The organism is Shewanella sp. Actino-trap-3 (genome assembly GCF_002836275.1).
In the GTDB taxonomy this organism is placed as follows: domain Bacteria; phylum Pseudomonadota; class Gammaproteobacteria; order Enterobacterales; family Shewanellaceae; genus Shewanella; species Shewanella psychromarinicola.
The window spans coordinates 2,549,961-2,564,154 of record NZ_PJCE01000001.1 but is presented as its reverse complement, the minus strand read 5'-3'; the positions used below and the strand labels follow the sequence as shown (position 1 = coordinate 2,564,154).

General features: G+C 43.1%; 12 protein-coding genes and 1 pseudogene. 5 read left to right on the top strand and 8 right to left on the bottom strand.

Annotated elements, in window-relative coordinates; translation table 11 throughout:
* Positions 1 to 53 precede the first annotated feature (53 nt).
* Positions 54 to 191 carry a hypothetical protein gene (locus CXF80_RS20275; protein ID WP_164839409.1) on the top strand — a complete coding sequence of 46 codons (138 nt, stop codon included), beginning with the start codon at positions 54 to 56 and terminating at the stop codon, positions 189 to 191.
* Between the two features lie 167 nt (positions 192 to 358).
* On the opposite strand, the pseudogene CXF80_RS20690 reads toward CXF80_RS20275, so the two are convergent.
* Positions 359 to 499, bottom strand: a pseudogene (locus CXF80_RS20690) (helix-turn-helix domain-containing protein); the annotation flags it as partial.
* A 93-nt stretch (positions 500 to 592) separates the two neighbouring features.
* Here CXF80_RS20690 and CXF80_RS20270 point away from each other — a divergent pair.
* Positions 593 to 745 carry a hypothetical protein gene (locus CXF80_RS20270; RefSeq protein WP_198554755.1) on the top strand — a complete coding sequence of 51 codons (153 nt, stop codon included), beginning with the start codon at positions 593 to 595 and terminating at the stop codon, positions 743 to 745.
* Between the two features lie 135 nt (positions 746 to 880).
* On the opposite strand, the gene CXF80_RS10875 is transcribed toward CXF80_RS20270, so the two are convergent.
* The 7 genes from CXF80_RS10875 to serA all read right to left on the bottom strand — a co-directional run bounded on the left by CXF80_RS10875 (position 881) and on the right by serA (position 11,477).
* On the bottom strand, positions 881 to 1,312 hold the full coding sequence (locus CXF80_RS10875; RefSeq protein WP_101032889.1) for a nitrate reductase cytochrome c-type subunit: 432 nt from the start codon (positions 1,310 to 1,312) through the stop codon (positions 881 to 883).
* 98 nt (positions 1,313 to 1,410) lie between these two features.
* Entirely contained in the window at positions 1,411 to 3,894 is a 2,484-nt protein-coding gene (napA, locus tag CXF80_RS10870; protein WP_101032888.1) for a nitrate reductase catalytic subunit NapA, read from the bottom strand.
* A 579-nt stretch (positions 3,895 to 4,473) separates the two neighbouring features.
* Positions 4,474 to 5,652, bottom strand: a complete 1,179-nt coding sequence (locus tag CXF80_RS10865; RefSeq protein ID WP_101032887.1) for a lipocalin-like domain-containing protein — start codon at positions 5,650 to 5,652, stop codon at positions 4,474 to 4,476.
* Positions 5,649 to 8,222, bottom strand: coding sequence for an ABC transporter permease (locus CXF80_RS10860; protein ID WP_101032886.1), 2,574 nt, complete (start codon positions 8,220 to 8,222; stop codon positions 5,649 to 5,651). Before CXF80_RS10860 ends, CXF80_RS10865 begins: the two co-directional genes overlap by 4 nt.
* A 5-nt stretch (positions 8,223 to 8,227) precedes the next feature.
* On the bottom strand, positions 8,228 to 8,935 hold the full coding sequence (locus CXF80_RS10855) for an ABC transporter ATP-binding protein (protein WP_101032885.1): 708 nt from the start codon (positions 8,933 to 8,935) through the stop codon (positions 8,228 to 8,230).
* Positions 8,936 to 9,118: 183 nt separating this feature from the next.
* Positions 9,119 to 10,081, bottom strand: a complete 963-nt coding sequence (gene ygfZ, locus CXF80_RS10850; RefSeq protein ID WP_101032884.1) for a tRNA-modifying protein YgfZ — start codon at positions 10,079 to 10,081, stop codon at positions 9,119 to 9,121.
* Between the two features lie 166 nt (positions 10,082 to 10,247).
* The gene (serA, locus tag CXF80_RS10845) at positions 10,248 to 11,477 is read right to left on the bottom strand and encodes a phosphoglycerate dehydrogenase (protein ID WP_101032883.1); all 1,230 of its coding nucleotides are present in this window, start codon (positions 11,475 to 11,477) and stop codon (positions 10,248 to 10,250) included.
* A 180-nt stretch (positions 11,478 to 11,657) separates the two neighbouring features.
* Here serA and CXF80_RS10840 point away from each other — a divergent pair, with 180 nt between their 5' ends.
* The 3 genes from CXF80_RS10840 (at position 11,658) to CXF80_RS10830 (ending at position 14,016) form a co-directional block, all read left to right on the top strand.
* Positions 11,658 to 12,278, top strand: a complete 621-nt coding sequence (locus CXF80_RS10840) for a DUF2238 domain-containing protein (protein ID WP_101034750.1) — start codon at positions 11,658 to 11,660, stop codon at positions 12,276 to 12,278.
* 485 nt (positions 12,279 to 12,763) lie between these two features.
* On the top strand, positions 12,764 to 13,432 hold the full coding sequence (locus CXF80_RS10835; protein ID WP_101032882.1) for a helix-turn-helix transcriptional regulator: 669 nt from the start codon (positions 12,764 to 12,766) through the stop codon (positions 13,430 to 13,432).
* A 146-nt stretch (positions 13,433 to 13,578) separates the two neighbouring features.
* Entirely contained in the window at positions 13,579 to 14,016 is a 438-nt protein-coding gene (locus CXF80_RS10830) for a PaaI family thioesterase (RefSeq protein WP_101032881.1), read from the top strand.
* Positions 14,017 to 14,194: the final 178 nt, after the last annotated feature.

Below are 14,194 nucleotides of genomic sequence, written 5' to 3'. Positions count from 1 at the left end.
GATGAAGCATAAAAGATTACTTTGAACTCGTTAACTGACACGGAGAACAACCAATGAAATCAATTTCTAATTTATGGGTCGGTGCGTTGTGGCAAGCCGCCATGCCGCTTGAAAATGAAGCGCAAGCATTACCGGTTACGCAGACAGCTCGAACGGTGCCAGAAACGCCATTCCACAAAACATCAAAATAAAAAAACCAGCCTAGGCTGGTTTTTTTTAGCTTTTTTGTGATGCTGGTTAACCGTTTTAGCGGCCAATGCTGAATCAGTAACAATGCCACTTAACAGAAATGGCATTGCTCAAGTCATTGCCCTGCCTGAGCTAGCTCAACCTTTTGATTGTTCCAGATAAGCCATTACTCGCCGATATTATCTTTGAAACGCTGAATGATTTTGGTCGGTGTCGGTTGGGTTATAAAGCCTTTTTATGTCGCCCGTATAAAGTTTTCAGTTTCAACTAAAGTCAGAAAACTCTGCAAGTTCTTGATTGGAATGTTCATGCCTAAATAGAATCCACTCTATGATAATTATTCATTTTACCTATGAAGCATAAAAGATTATTTTGAACTCGTTAACAAAAATGAGGAATGGCAATGAAATCAACTTCAAGTTTATGGGTCGGCGCATTATGGCAAGCGGCGATGCCTGAGAAAGATGAGATCCAATCATATAATGTATCGCAAACTGCAGCAGAACCGAGTGCGCAGTCTGTCCAGCACAAATCTAAAACAATAAAACCAGCTTAGGCTGGTTTTTTTTTAAGCACTTTTTGCTATGCGAGTTGACAGCATTATCTGCACATTTTGAATAGATAAAAAAAGCCACTTCAATAGAAGTGGCTTTTTTAAATTGAAGCTAGAAGGACGTTATGCCCTCGTGGCTTACTTGGTTGTAAATGTGTTTTCCACTAGTTCCTGTTTATTGTTTGCTTGGGCAACATGACACTGTACACAGAAGTAGTTCATGCCATTTAATGTGCCTTTGTCATCGACTACGTGTGATTTTGCCACTGGCGTTGCTTTCATTCTTTTGGCTTTGTCCCAAGCATGGCATGTCAAACAGCCGTTTTTATCTGTGGTGATACTATAGCTGTCTTTATGAGGGATCAGCGGCGGTTGCTGAGCAAAGCTGCGTGGGATAGCTTTTCCTCGAGTAGGATAAGTTGCCATAGCATCGGCTGGCGAATTGTCGTTTATGGCGACGTTACCTGCACGAGACTCTACTTGAACAGGGGTGCTGTCTGCTAAAGCTTGCTGTCCAGAATAGGCGTTAAGGCTTAATAGTATAGCCGCGACGCTAAGTAGTTTTTTCATTTTCATCTCCGTTACATCCTAATGAATGTAGAAATTGAGCATCATAGCTGTCATGGCTGAATCACCCAATGACAGCAGCAGTGAATATAAAAGGCGTATTAAGCTTTAAATATTTTCACTGGACACTTCTTGAAGTCAGTTTCTTTTGATAAGGGATCCGTTGCATCTAACAGCAGCTTGTTCACTAATTGCTTGGCGTCGAAGAATGGCATGAATACCACGCCTCTTGGCGGCTTATTACGGCCTTTGGTTTCCACTCTGGTGTTTATTTCACCGCGCGGAGAGGCAACGGTAACTTCATCTCCTTGGGCTAAACCGCGCGCCTTAGCGTCTGCTGGATGCATAAAGACCTGAGCACTTGGCATGGCTTTATGCAGTTCCGGTACTCGAGCGGTCATTGACCCTGTATGCCAATGCTCTAGAACTCGCCCGGTGGACATCCACAGATCAAACTCTTCATTAGGCTCTTCTGCAGCGGGTTCATAAGGCAATGCAAATATAACGGCTTTACCATCTGGTTTACCGTAAAAATTGAAGCCTTCACCTTTTTTGACGTAGGGATCGCTACCTTCAACAAAGCGACGAGTGGTTTCTTTACCATTGACGACCGGCCAACGTAATCCTCGTGTTTGGTGATAAGTGTCAAAGTCGGCTAAATCGTGCGCATGTCCGCGGCCAAATTGAGCATATTCTTCGAAAATACCTTTCTGTAGATAAAAGCCAAAGTGTTCATTTTCATCGTTATAAGTACCTTTACAATCGCTTACTGGGAACTTATTGATTACGCCATTAGCAAATAGCACTTCATACAAGGTTTTATCGGCTAGCTCAGGTTGCTTAGCGATTAACTCTGCTGGCCAGACTTCACTAACTTTAAAGCGCTTAGAGAATTCAACCAGCTGCCATAAATCTGACTTAGACCCTTCAGGCGTTGGTACGAGCTGATGCCAAAAATGAGTGCGACGTTCCGCATTACCATATGAGCCTTCTTTTTCAACCCACATTGCGGTTGGCAGAATTAAGTCAGCAGCCATTGCGGTGATGGTCGGGTAGGGATCTGAGACCACAATGAAGTTTTCTGGGTTACGAAAACCAGGGTAAATTTCATCATTAATGTTAGGGCCTGCCTGCATGTTATTTGTACACATGGTCCAATAACAGTTTAATTTACCATCTTTGAGCATGCGACTTTGCTGTACTGCATGGTACCCAGGTTTGGCGGGAATGGTACCCGCTGGGACTTGCCATAGTTTTTCAGTGATTTCACGATGTTTAGGATTTTTTACTACCATATCAGCAGGTAGACGATGCGAGAACGTCCCTACTTCACGGGCAGTACCACACGCTGATGGTTGACCTGTTAGTGAAAATGGACTGTTGCCTGGAGTGGCTATTTTTCCGGTTAATAAGTGAATGTTGTAGAGCATATTGTTGGCCCACACACCACGAGTATGTTGGTTAATACCCATGGTCCATAAGCTCATTATTTTAATGTCAGGATCGGCATAGGCTTTTGCCATAATTTCTAGATTTTCAACCGGAACGCCGCTCATTTCTGACGCGTATTCAGCTGTATAAGTACTGACAAACTTGGCATAGTCTTCAAAGCTAATGGGTGTAGAGCTCCCGTTACCTGAATTTTTGGCTTTCTTTTCCAACGGGTGTTCTGGGCGCAGGCCGTAACCAATATCAGTGGTACCTAAAGCAAATTTAGTGTGTTTGCTGACAAAGTCTTTGTTCACTGCTTTGTTTTGAATAATGTAGTTGGCAATATAGTTTAAGATGACTAAGTCTGTTTGCGGCTTAAACACCATGGCATTGTCTGCTAAGTCAAAGCTGCGGTTTTCATAGGTAGAAAGCACATGTACGCGGGCATCTTTATGGCTTAAGCGACGATCAGTTAGGCGCGCCCATAAGATGGGGTGCATTTCTGCCATGTTGGCGCCCCACAATACAAAGTGATCAGCCGCTTCTAAGTCATCATAACAACCCATAGGTTCATCAATACCAAAGGTACGCATAAAGCCACCCACAGCAGATGCCATACAATGGCGTGCATTAGGGTCGATATTGTTGGTTAAAAAGCCCGCTTTGTGGAGCTTAGATGCCGCGTAGCCTTCCCAAATAGTCCATTGTCCCGAACCAAACATGCCGACTGATGTAGGGCCTTTTTTGGCAATACTGGCTTTCCATTTTTCGGCCATCGTATCAAAAGCAACATCCCAACTTACTGGGGTAAAATCGCCTTCTTTATCATACTTACCATCTTTCATTCTAAGTAACGGCGAGGTTAATCGGTCCTTGCCATACATGATTTTGGATAAGAAATAACCTTTAATACAATTTAAGCCTTTGTTAACAGGGCTTTCTGGGTCACCTTGGGTGGCAACAATTTTACCATTTCGTGTTCCCACTAAAACGCTACAGCCTACACCGCAAAAGCGACATGGGGCTTTATCCCATTTTATTTCACTTTTACCTTCAGCTGCTTGAACGATATTAATTGGAATAGCGATACCCACGGCCGACGCTGCTGCGGCAGCGGCGTTGGCTTTTAAAAACTCGCGACGACTGATGCTCATGGTGTTCCTCACTCTTAGAATGTTGTTCTTGTTTCGTGATAGTCATTGGAGGTGACGTGATAGAGTGAGTCTAGACCTTACTAACGACATGGGTATACCTCCGAATGGGTATAGTGGTTAATAGTTGTGCAAGGTCACATTTTTCAGCGTGATGTAAATCTCATTTCTATAATTAGGGATATGCTGTTTTAGAGTTTGCTTGTAAAGCTTCTCATGCTTGAAATGCAGGGTTTTTCGGTGATGAAAGCTAATATATGCGAGGAGATAAAAAGAGGGTGGGTATGTTATATGGCTTTACAGCAGTAAAGGTTATGCTCTTAATAGGTATTAAGCGACTAAAAGCCTAGATTCTATGACGCTGCGTGGCTAGACCCTATAAAATCTAGGTAGCAAGCGATATCGAGCGATGACATACGATAACAAGCGATGTCCAGGGATAACAAGCGAACAAGCGAATAAACTAAAAAGCTAAAGCTAAAGCCTAGAGCCTAGAGGCTAGATCCTATAAAATCTTAGCAGCGAAGAGGTCTCTAGCAGCAAAGCGACACTAGAACCTAGTTGCTAGGACGCTGCGTGGCGTTAGCGATAACCAGTCAACTCCATATATCCTTGGCCTTGGTGACTGCCGGCAATGGTAATAGGGCCTTCCCAATATGAGGTCGACACTAACATGTCACTGTTAGGGTTGAGTGCTTGGGTGGTAATGTCTATTGCTTCACTCTTGATGCCAATACGCCACGCAATAGGATGATAGCCTAATGCGGTTTGTTGCCACTGAGTCGGCTCCATTGAGATATCATTGGGGTTATCTTTACTGTTGATATTGCGACCACTGCCATCGGCAAACATTCTTCTGGCACTGTAAAAGTTATCCTTGTTAGTTTGTCCGCGCAGCCTAAACACCATCAGTGTTGAATCATCGTCTAAACGCAGTGAAAACCAGTCCCAGCCCTGTTGGGCTTTGGTTAAAAATTGTGAGCTCCATTCGCGGTCAAGCCAAGCTTTACCGCTGACGTTTTCGGTAACACCATGACGGGTAATTTGGCCTGTGACATCGATAAAGGGCTGGCTGTAGTAGTAAGACGCGACACTTTGGTCGGCACTTTTACTGCTATAACCTTGCTTGCCTTGTAATTGCAGAGGTTGTTGACTGTTTAGCTGTAATTGGTAGCTAAATTGATCATTGTTTACCTTGAGCGTGGCTGGGAATAGGTCGTTAGATTGACTCTGCCATTGCCAGTTTTGTAAATGCACTTGAAATGGTTGCGGTTCAACACCAGCAAGTTGAGGGTGAGCGCGCGACCATTTCTCGGCGATTAAATGTTCAGCTGCAGATGTGACTGCGGCGTGGGCCATATACAGCTGATCCGTTGCCCATGCAGGAGGACGATTCATTGATAACTCGGGGGATGGCAGCGCAGGTGATTGCGCAGTAGACGATGGTGTTTTTGGTGCCAGCGCGATACGGAACTGGGTCCATTGTACCCCTACGTCCTCGCCTTTAGTGGTGGTTAAATTGGCCGTTAAATACCACCATTCAATTTTAAAGCCATCATGGGCTAGATGATCCGCTGGAAACACTAAATTGTGATCGGGTAATACTTGTTGATATCCCGTACTTTGGCTTGCGGTCATATCTGCTATCGTGGATGACGTGTGCTCAGATGACGGGTCTGAACAGCCACTTATCAGAATCATTAAGCCGATCAGCAGTGTGCTAAGCTTGGCATATGAGGTGATCTGCTTGGCGTTATTCATAAGACTTCCTGCTGCAGGCTTGATATCAATGGTTTGCGGGTTTGCCAATACAAAGGCAGGCACACGGCAATGACACTGCTGGCTAGTGCAATCAGCACTACTTGAGCATAAGCTTGCCAATCCCATACCATGGCTATCGTCCAACCAAAGGCTTGTAGGGTCACTTTGTTGATCAACAAATAGCCCAATAGTGCACCTGTGGGCATGGCTAGTAAACAGGTTAAAAATACAATGATCAGCATTTGGGATAACACCATTACCCGCAGTTGCTGGCGGTTGACACCTAAAGCGTATAAGCGGGCTAATGGCGCCAGCCGTGCTTGAGTTAACATGATGCACGCGCTAAACAAACCAATAGCTGCGACCAGTAATGTGAGGCTATTCAACACCACAGTAATTGAAAAGGTGCGCTTGAAAATCTCGATGGCTTGTGATTTTATGCCTTGCTGGCTATACATTTGAGCGGATGAAATCCCCAAGGTTTGAGTGAGTTGTTGCTGTATCTCGTTTAGCTCGCCAGCATAAATTATCGCTAAGCTGATAGGCTTGATAGGTAGCTTATTCGTTTGCCAAGTGAGGTTATGGATAATGGCTTCGCCCATGGGATTACCATAGTCATAATAAATGGCTCCCACTGTCATAGATGAGGCGGTTAAACGGTCAATTTGTACCTTACTGCCAAGTTGTAGGTTCAATTTAATGGCTAATGGTTCGCTTATCATTATGCTGTTGTTCGCGCCAAAATCTTGCCAGAATTGTGGTATTTGGCCTTTAAAAATAGTGGTGTTTTTGAGCGAGTATATATCACGGCTAATCAGCGAAATAGGAGTATTGGTCGATGTCGACTCAATTTCTGCAGTAGGCGTCGTTGATGAGCTCAGAGCTGCAGAACTTATTATTGCTGAGGTTTTCCATTGCTGATAAACCCCGGTGACTTTGGGTTGTTGTTGTAAAAAACCCTCCAGTTTACTCATGTCGCTTGGATTAGGTATGATGTATAAATCGGCATGTAAACGGGCGTTTAACCATTGTTTTAAGGTGATTTCAAAGCTACCTACTAAGGTGTTCATAGAGATATTGGCACAAATAGCCAACAACATCGCCATCATAGCTAACGATAATGGAGCAATGATATCTTTAGTTTCAGCAACCCCATATTGCCATAGGCCTTTAGGAAATAAGGGCGTAATAAGAGTGAGCATGCTACCCAATAATTGGGGCAGTAATAAAGGAATCGCAATAGTGACGACACCGAGTAAAGCTAAACTATATCGGTAATTTTCAGTCAGATTAAATAGCAGATACGCGCCAAGTAACATGACGACACCAAGGTAGAATTGTTTACGATGTAAACGACGGTAGTGGCGCTCTTGTTTATGGGTGCCTTGGGCTAAAGGAGTGTTTATCAAGTTGGTTAACATGGGGATGCAGGCGCCCATTGCCGAAGCCAAGGTTAAGCCAAAAGCTTGTAAAAACCATGACCATTGCCATATTCCAGGCATTAATCGAGCGTCGTAAAGTTGTTCTAATGTCAGCGCAACCATGGGCTGCAGCCATTGTGAAAGTTGTAAACCAGTAATAAAGCCAATGATGCAGCCAATCAGTACCAATATGAGTAATTCGCACAAAAGCGCGATCATTAAGCTAAATTTATCAATACCTTGCTGCATTAATTGGACAAATAACTTTTGCCGTTTCATTAAGCTATAACGAACCCCGTTATAGGCAATAAATAACCCAACAACAAATGCTAACATGCTCATGGCATTTAAATTTAAATGAAAGCTCTCGGTCAAAGCGCCTAGTGCCTCACCTGTGTCTACTGTAGTGATATTGATTCGGTTGGTATCGATACCGGCGGCTAATAACGTTTGCTTAATAGATTGCTCAAACGAAGGAGGGTTATCGGGCGAAAGTACCTCAGTGGCCGTTGTCGTAGGAGCAAATACCGCGATATAACTTAATTTTCCCTGCATGTTCAGCAGGGGCTGCGCCAGAGACATATCCATTAATAAGGCGCTACCCAACCCCAATTTGTCGTCGACCTGTAGCACATTAAGCTTAATGTTATTAAGCGTGAAGTCACCATTAGGGGCGATGCGCTTAGCTTGGCTTTGGCTCATCATAATGGTGGGCTGACCATTAAGCAGCTGGCTTAAATCGATGGTCGATGAGGTTAAACTGGCACTTGAGATTGTGGTGTTTTTTGCACTATGTGCTAGCGCTGACACCACATCGCTACCCGTGACTTGCCACAATTGACCGTCAGGGCTGGTCGCCAATCCTTCTATAATCGCTAGACTGTCTATTCCCGCTTGAGATAGGGCAAAATAAACCTGTTCATTGATATCACTGCTGCTGTTATTGCTCAGGTTAAAACTGGCCCGTTGGCTTAATAATTCGGTGGCGCTACTGTAGCTTTGTATGGCATTCTCGTTAGTTGCTTTGACGCCAATCAGTAAGGTGACGGCGAGTATAATACCGATTAAAATGGCGCTCGCTTGTATGGGTGAGTGCTTATAGTGGCGGTAAAAAACCTGTAAGCAGAGACGGACGTTAATTAGTGACATGGCAATCACTCATAAGCTAATGGGGTGATGTTGCGCAGATGCTCTATGCTACCACCGTGTAAATGAAGGTGAGTTTGCATAAAGTCAGCACATTGCTGGCTATGGGTCACCATCACCACGCAGGTATTAGCTTGCTTGGCCAGTGAGGTCAGTAGCGTCATGACTTGCAACCCGGCTTGTTGGTCTAAATTACCTGTGGGCTCGTCGGCAAGCAATAAAGGCGGTTTATGGGCTAAGGCTCTGGCAATTGCGACACGTTGCTGTTGCCCACCGGATAAATTCTCGACCTTACGTTGAAGTAACGAACTTATGTCCAGTTGTTCGCAGAGCTCATCGCACCATGGCGTCCATTTTTGGCCATTCATTGCCAATGAAAAGATGATATTGTCACGCACATTAAGTGGCGTCAGTAAATTAAATTGCTGAAAGACGACCCCAAGATATTGACGGCGGTATTGACTCCATTGCTTATCTTTCCAGGGCGTTACCGATTGTTTCTGGCCATCGATATGAATGAATAATTCGCCGCTGTCGATAGTCTCAAAGCCGCCAATGATATTAAGTAAGGTACTTTTACCACTGCCACTAGGGCCCATAAGGGCAACGGTTTGCCCTTGGTATAACGTCAGATTGACTTGATTGAGCACAGAATGAAATGACTCGCCATCGCGAAACCCTTTATTAATATTTTCTAAGGTAACGAGAGGTTCCATAGTGACTCCATAACTGATGAATGTAATGAGTTATTTGGGTTTAATGAATTTATTTAATTCGTTAACAATATTAATCATATACCTAATATGAGTCAAATAGATCGCCTTGGCTATAAAAAAACAAAAAGCGAACCCAAGGTTCGCTTTTGTAGATGTATTTAGTCGGTTAATAATTTGAGTTAATTAGGCATCTGCTAAAGAATACGGCAACTCGATAATAGATAACTGTGAGCTTTCATCTCCGGCAAGACGAAGTTGAGCGTTGTTTTCGGTATCATTTGGTAGTACCGCTGTAAGCAGTACTTTATCGCCATATTGGACGCACTCAATAATATTACCGCCACGACGGAAACCGTCATCAAGCGCAATTTCTAACGTAGTGTCAGTGGTGATTTTTTGATTGCTGGTACCGGACAAAATATACAAAGCGCGTTTATTACCACCGCGGTATTTCATTCTAGCAATCGTTTCTTGGCCCATGTAACAGCCTTTAGTAAAGCTGATGCCATTAATGGCTTGTAAGTTACACATTTGTGCTACGTACTGGCCTGAATGAGCGGCATCAATGTTGGGATAACCGGCTTTAATTTCTAATGCTTGCCACGCACTGGCATCAAACAATGTTTGACCCGATTGGTTGATGATTGTTTCGGCTGCGGCTGATTTAATAATGGCAATAAAACGATCGCCATCGCGAATGATTACGCCCTGATCTACAAAGTTAAGTGTTTGCGATACATCGCCAAAATGTTCAGTAGCAAAGGCTTGTGCCTCTGCTCCAGCTATGCCGATTATGTGGTAGTCATCACTGACATCAGCCAGTTCAGCTTTACTAAATACCGCGTATTTTTGTAAATGTGGTAAATCTAAACTCAAGGCACTTTTGGGCAGTAACATGAATAAGCTATCGCCCACAGCAAATGTTCGGAAACTGGCAAGCATTTTACCTTTAGGGTCGCAATGCGCGCCCCATTTCCACTCGTTTGTACCAAGAGAGGTAATGTCTGTAGTGACTTGGCCTTGAATAAAGCTACGCCCTTGCTCTCCGGTGATTTCGATTAATCCCATATGAGCTAAACTTGATAACATTAATGCAGGAGATGTGGCGATGAAATCCCAATCTGGTTGGTTTACTGAAATGGTCATAACTATCCCTAAGCTGAGAATAAGACGGTATGCTTGGAGTGTAACGGAATAATACAATGCTCAACAGGGGGCAAGGTTTTAAAAGCCAATAAAAAAGCTACCTTTTGAGCAAGGTAGCTTTTCGAGTAAGCCAATTAACCTGAGTTAATCCATTGCGAAGCAAAAGTTAAAATAATACTCGCGCACGGATAGTGCCTTCGATTGACTTCAACTCAACTAATGCTTCTTCGGCTTGGTCAGAATCAACTTCCATTACCACATAACCAATTTGAGCAGTAGTCTGTAGGTATTGTGCGGCAATGTTAATGTGCTTCTCTGAAAACGCTTGGTTGATTTTGATCAACACACCAGGACGGTTATGGTGAATATGCAATAAGCGTGAAGTACCACTATGTTGAGATAATGACACTTCAGGGAAGTTCACTGCAGATAAGGTTGAGCCATTATCTGAGTATTTCACTAGCTTGCCAGCCACTTCAACCCCGATATTTTCTTGTGCTTCTGCAGTACTGCCGCCAATGTGTGGCGTGAGCAATACGTTGTCTAAACCTCGAAGTGGAGTGATGAATTCATCATCATTGGACTTAGGTTCAACCGGGAATACGTCAATTGCTGCGCCAGCAAGATGCTCAGATTTTAGCGCTTGGGCTAGATCTTCAATATCAACCACGGTGCCGCGGGAGGCATTGATAAAGAAACTGCCTTGGCGCATTTTAGCAAATTCAGCCTTAGCGAACATGTCTTTGGTTTGTGGCGTTTCGGGTACATGCAGGCTGACAACATTGGCCTGAGCCAATAACTCATCCATAGAGCGAACTTGTGAGGCATTACCTAACGGTAATTTATCTTCAATATCAAAGAAAATCACTCTCATGCCTATGGTTTCAGCTAAAATACCTAGCTGAGTCCCGATATGACCATAACCAACAACACCTAAGGTTTTACCACGGACTTCAACACTGCCATTGGCGCTTTTTAGCCAACCGCCTCGATGTGAAATCGCATTACGCTGCGGAATACCACGCATTAACATGATGATCTCACCAATCACCAATTCTGCAACACTACGCGTGTTGGAAAATGGCGCGTTGAAGACCGGAATACCCAATTGTTCAGCCGTCGATAAATCGACTTGATTAGTCCCAATACAAAAGCAACCAATAGCAGCTAGTTTTTCTGCATGATGTAATACTTCAGCTGTCAGTTGCGTGCGTGAGCGTAAACCAACAAAATGCGCATCTTTGATTGAAACCAGTAATGCAGCTTCGCCGAGTGAGGCTTTGTGATATTCAATATTGGTGTAACCTGAACGTTCTAGTACATCGACCGCAGTTTGGTGGACGCCCTCCAACAGCAGGATTTTAATCTTATCCTTGTCAAGCGAATGTTTCGCCATGATATGGGTACCCTCTTATCATTAAATGGTGCTTATGCTAATGCTTATACTAACAGTTATGATATAAATGCAGACTTCCGACGCAATACCAAAGTAGCACTTTTTTTAGGGCTTGTGGAGGGCTAGATGGCTGAAGGAATATTTTTAATTGAGAACAATATCGCAGAAGAGGAATTTTCGATGAAAAAAGGTGTGATATGGATAACAATTTATCTGTTGGTATTGTTGTGGTCGCTGATAAACCCTAAAGATATGTTTACTTGGTGGCTGGAAGCCATCCCTGCATTACTCGCATTACCGATATTGTTTTTTAGTCGTAAAAGCTTTCCGCTAACCCCGTTAGCTTATGGCCTTATTCTAGTGCATTGTTGTGTGTTATTTGTGGGAGCTCGTTACACCTATGCTGAAGTACCATTATTTGACTGGCTAGCTCAACTGATGGGCAGTGAGCGAAACAATTACGATAAAGTCGGCCATTTTGCCCAAGGTTTTATTCCGGTGATATTGGCGCGTGAAATTTTTATCCGTAAGCAGGTGATACAAATAGGTGCTTGGTGCCAGTTTTTAGCGGTATGTTTTGTGCTCGCATTTTCAGCTTTTTATGAATTAGTTGAATGGTGGGTCGCCATTGCTACTGGTGAAAATGCGGAGGCTTTTTTAGGCACTCAAGGGTATGTTTGGGATACTCAATCTGACATGTTTTTAGCATTAATTGGTGGCGTGTGTGGCGTATTGTTGCTTTCATCTCTTCATAACAAACAGATAGCGACCAAAATGGCGGTCAATAACCATTTGGTGTGACTGCGCAGGCTGGGCTTATCGTGGCATAAAAGGCATCATAAAATAGCTAAATTTGGCTGCTAGCCTGAGAATTAATTAATGGCTTTAAGCGAATGTAAAGTATGAGACTTATCAGTCTTGAATTAGTGATAAAGTCTATGGCAAGTCAGTCAAACTTACTATTAATACTTTAGACTTACATAATAGCCATAATAACCAGCAAATTTTTACTATGCTTGCTATATAGAAAGGTTTTTATCATAACAGTAGCTATTGAGAGTGACCGATTAACCACGATTATCTAATCTGTCGGTTAATCCATTTACAAGATAAGGCGATTAACTAATAACCAAATAAAATGTTCTAAATATAAAGAGATGAAAGTAAACTATCTGCTCTGCCTAGTTCTGAAGGCTAGTAAACGTGTTTCATTTACGTATAGTATATAGCCTCAGGATGTGATCAAGGTATGTTGAGCAATAATGTACTTTTCAGGGAGAAGAGTGATGAGTTCGAATATCGATGAGTTGGTGTTCTTGCACCAAATCGCAGCACCTTGCCATTTAGCTATTTTGGCTGAATCTATCGGGTTAAAAACTCGCATTGTAAAACATGCGGCTGAGCTTGAGTTAGAAAAAAAATCCAATAACTTTTATCTTATTTCACAAAAGGGCGCAGCCTTAGACAGTAAAGGTATTCCGTTATTGGTATCGCGTTTAGTCGAACATGTTCCGGTTGCTTTATATCAAGTTGAACGAGGTTCACTTGATCAAGAGTCTGCACTGCTCCAAGGCGTGCGTGGTTTATTGTACAGTGATCAACGCATGGATTTAATGCTAACGGGTTTGCGTAAAATGGTGGCTGACGAATTGTGGTACGACCGGCCATTGATCAGTAAAATTTTTCGACGTTTAGTTCAGCAGTTAGATACTCGTACTGAAATCCCTGCCGATACCGTTGCCATTCTCCAAAGGCTGACCAATCGAGAAAGAACTATTATTCAGCTTGTCTCTAGTGGCGCGCGTAATAAAGAAATTGCCCAGCGATTGTGTATTAGTGAACATACCGTTAAAGCCCATATCTCCTCTATTTTCCGTAAAACAGAGTCACGCAACCGAGTTGAGTTATTGCGTTGGGCACAAACTTATCAAAGTCACTGGGAATTAGTGAGTTAACGTACTGGACGATTTATCCAATAACGACAAAAAGGAGCTTAGGCTCCTTTTTAATGGGGTGGTGTTATCTATCGCGTTTATCTTTTAAAAGTTTAAGCTAATCAGTACACTGAGCTTTCTAGTAATGATAATGATGGATATTAAGAATGAGTATTTGGTTTAAAACGGTCACTTTAGAAGATTGTGCTCGTTTAGATGCAGGGATGCAGGGAAAGGGCACCTTAATGCAAACATTGGGCATTAAAATCACTGAAATTGGCGATGATTATATGGTCGCCACCATGCCTGCTAATCCCGCTGTGCATAATCCATTAGGGATGGTTCATGGTGGCGCGAATGTCGCACTCGCGGAAACGGTAGCCAGTTATGCTGCCAATTTTGTGGTCGATTTCACGCGCTATTATTGTGTCGGCCAAGAAATCAACGCCAATCATTTAAAAGCATCACGTAATGGCGAATTAACCGCGACAGCAAAACCTGTACACATTGGCAAGCGCAGTTCTGTATGGGAAATATTAGTGCACAATAGCGCTGGCAAACTTTGCTGTATTTCAAGAATGACAGCTGCAGTTGTAGAGCGATAAGCTATAGTTAGAACAATAGCGACTAAATCTACAGTAGATCAACATTTTAGTCTTGCTGCCTATTTATTATGTAGATAACGTTACTGCTTGTTTAATCATAATGAATATACAAGGGCGAAGGGGAAGTGCTCGGACATGTGTTAGCTGAACAGAGTGTTTTTGGCTTCAACTTGTTTAT

Excerpts from the sequence above, each read along its gene's own strand:
- ygfZ (WP_101032884.1), bottom strand. The coding sequence starts at position 10,081 with ATGACCATTTCAGTAAACCAACCAGATTGGGATTTCATCGCCACATCT.
- CXF80_RS10875 (WP_101032889.1), bottom strand. The coding sequence starts at position 1,312 with ATGAAAAAACTACTTAGCGTCGCGGCTATACTATTAAGCCTTAACGCC.
- CXF80_RS10835 (WP_101032882.1), top strand. The coding sequence starts at position 12,764 with ATGAGTTCGAATATCGATGAGTTGGTGTTCTTGCACCAAATCGCAGCA.
- CXF80_RS10840 (WP_101034750.1), top strand. The coding sequence starts at position 11,658 with ATGAAAAAAGGTGTGATATGGATAACAATTTATCTGTTGGTATTGTTG.
- CXF80_RS20270 (WP_198554755.1), top strand. The coding sequence starts at position 593 with ATGAAATCAACTTCAAGTTTATGGGTCGGCGCATTATGGCAAGCGGCG.
- napA (WP_101032888.1), bottom strand. The coding sequence starts at position 3,894 with ATGAGCATCAGTCGTCGCGAGTTTTTAAAAGCCAACGCCGCTGCCGCA.
- CXF80_RS10860 (WP_101032886.1), bottom strand. The coding sequence starts at position 8,222 with ATGTCACTAATTAACGTCCGTCTCTGCTTACAGGTTTTTTACCGCCAC.
- CXF80_RS20275 (WP_164839409.1), top strand. The coding sequence starts at position 54 with ATGAAATCAATTTCTAATTTATGGGTCGGTGCGTTGTGGCAAGCCGCC.
- CXF80_RS10830 (WP_101032881.1), top strand. The coding sequence starts at position 13,579 with ATGAGTATTTGGTTTAAAACGGTCACTTTAGAAGATTGTGCTCGTTTA.
- CXF80_RS10855 (WP_101032885.1), bottom strand. The coding sequence starts at position 8,935 with ATGGAACCTCTCGTTACCTTAGAAAATATTAATAAAGGGTTTCGCGAT.
- CXF80_RS10865 (WP_101032887.1), bottom strand. The coding sequence starts at position 5,652 with ATGAATAACGCCAAGCAGATCACCTCATATGCCAAGCTTAGCACACTG.
- serA (WP_101032883.1), bottom strand. The coding sequence starts at position 11,477 with ATGGCGAAACATTCGCTTGACAAGGATAAGATTAAAATCCTGCTGTTG.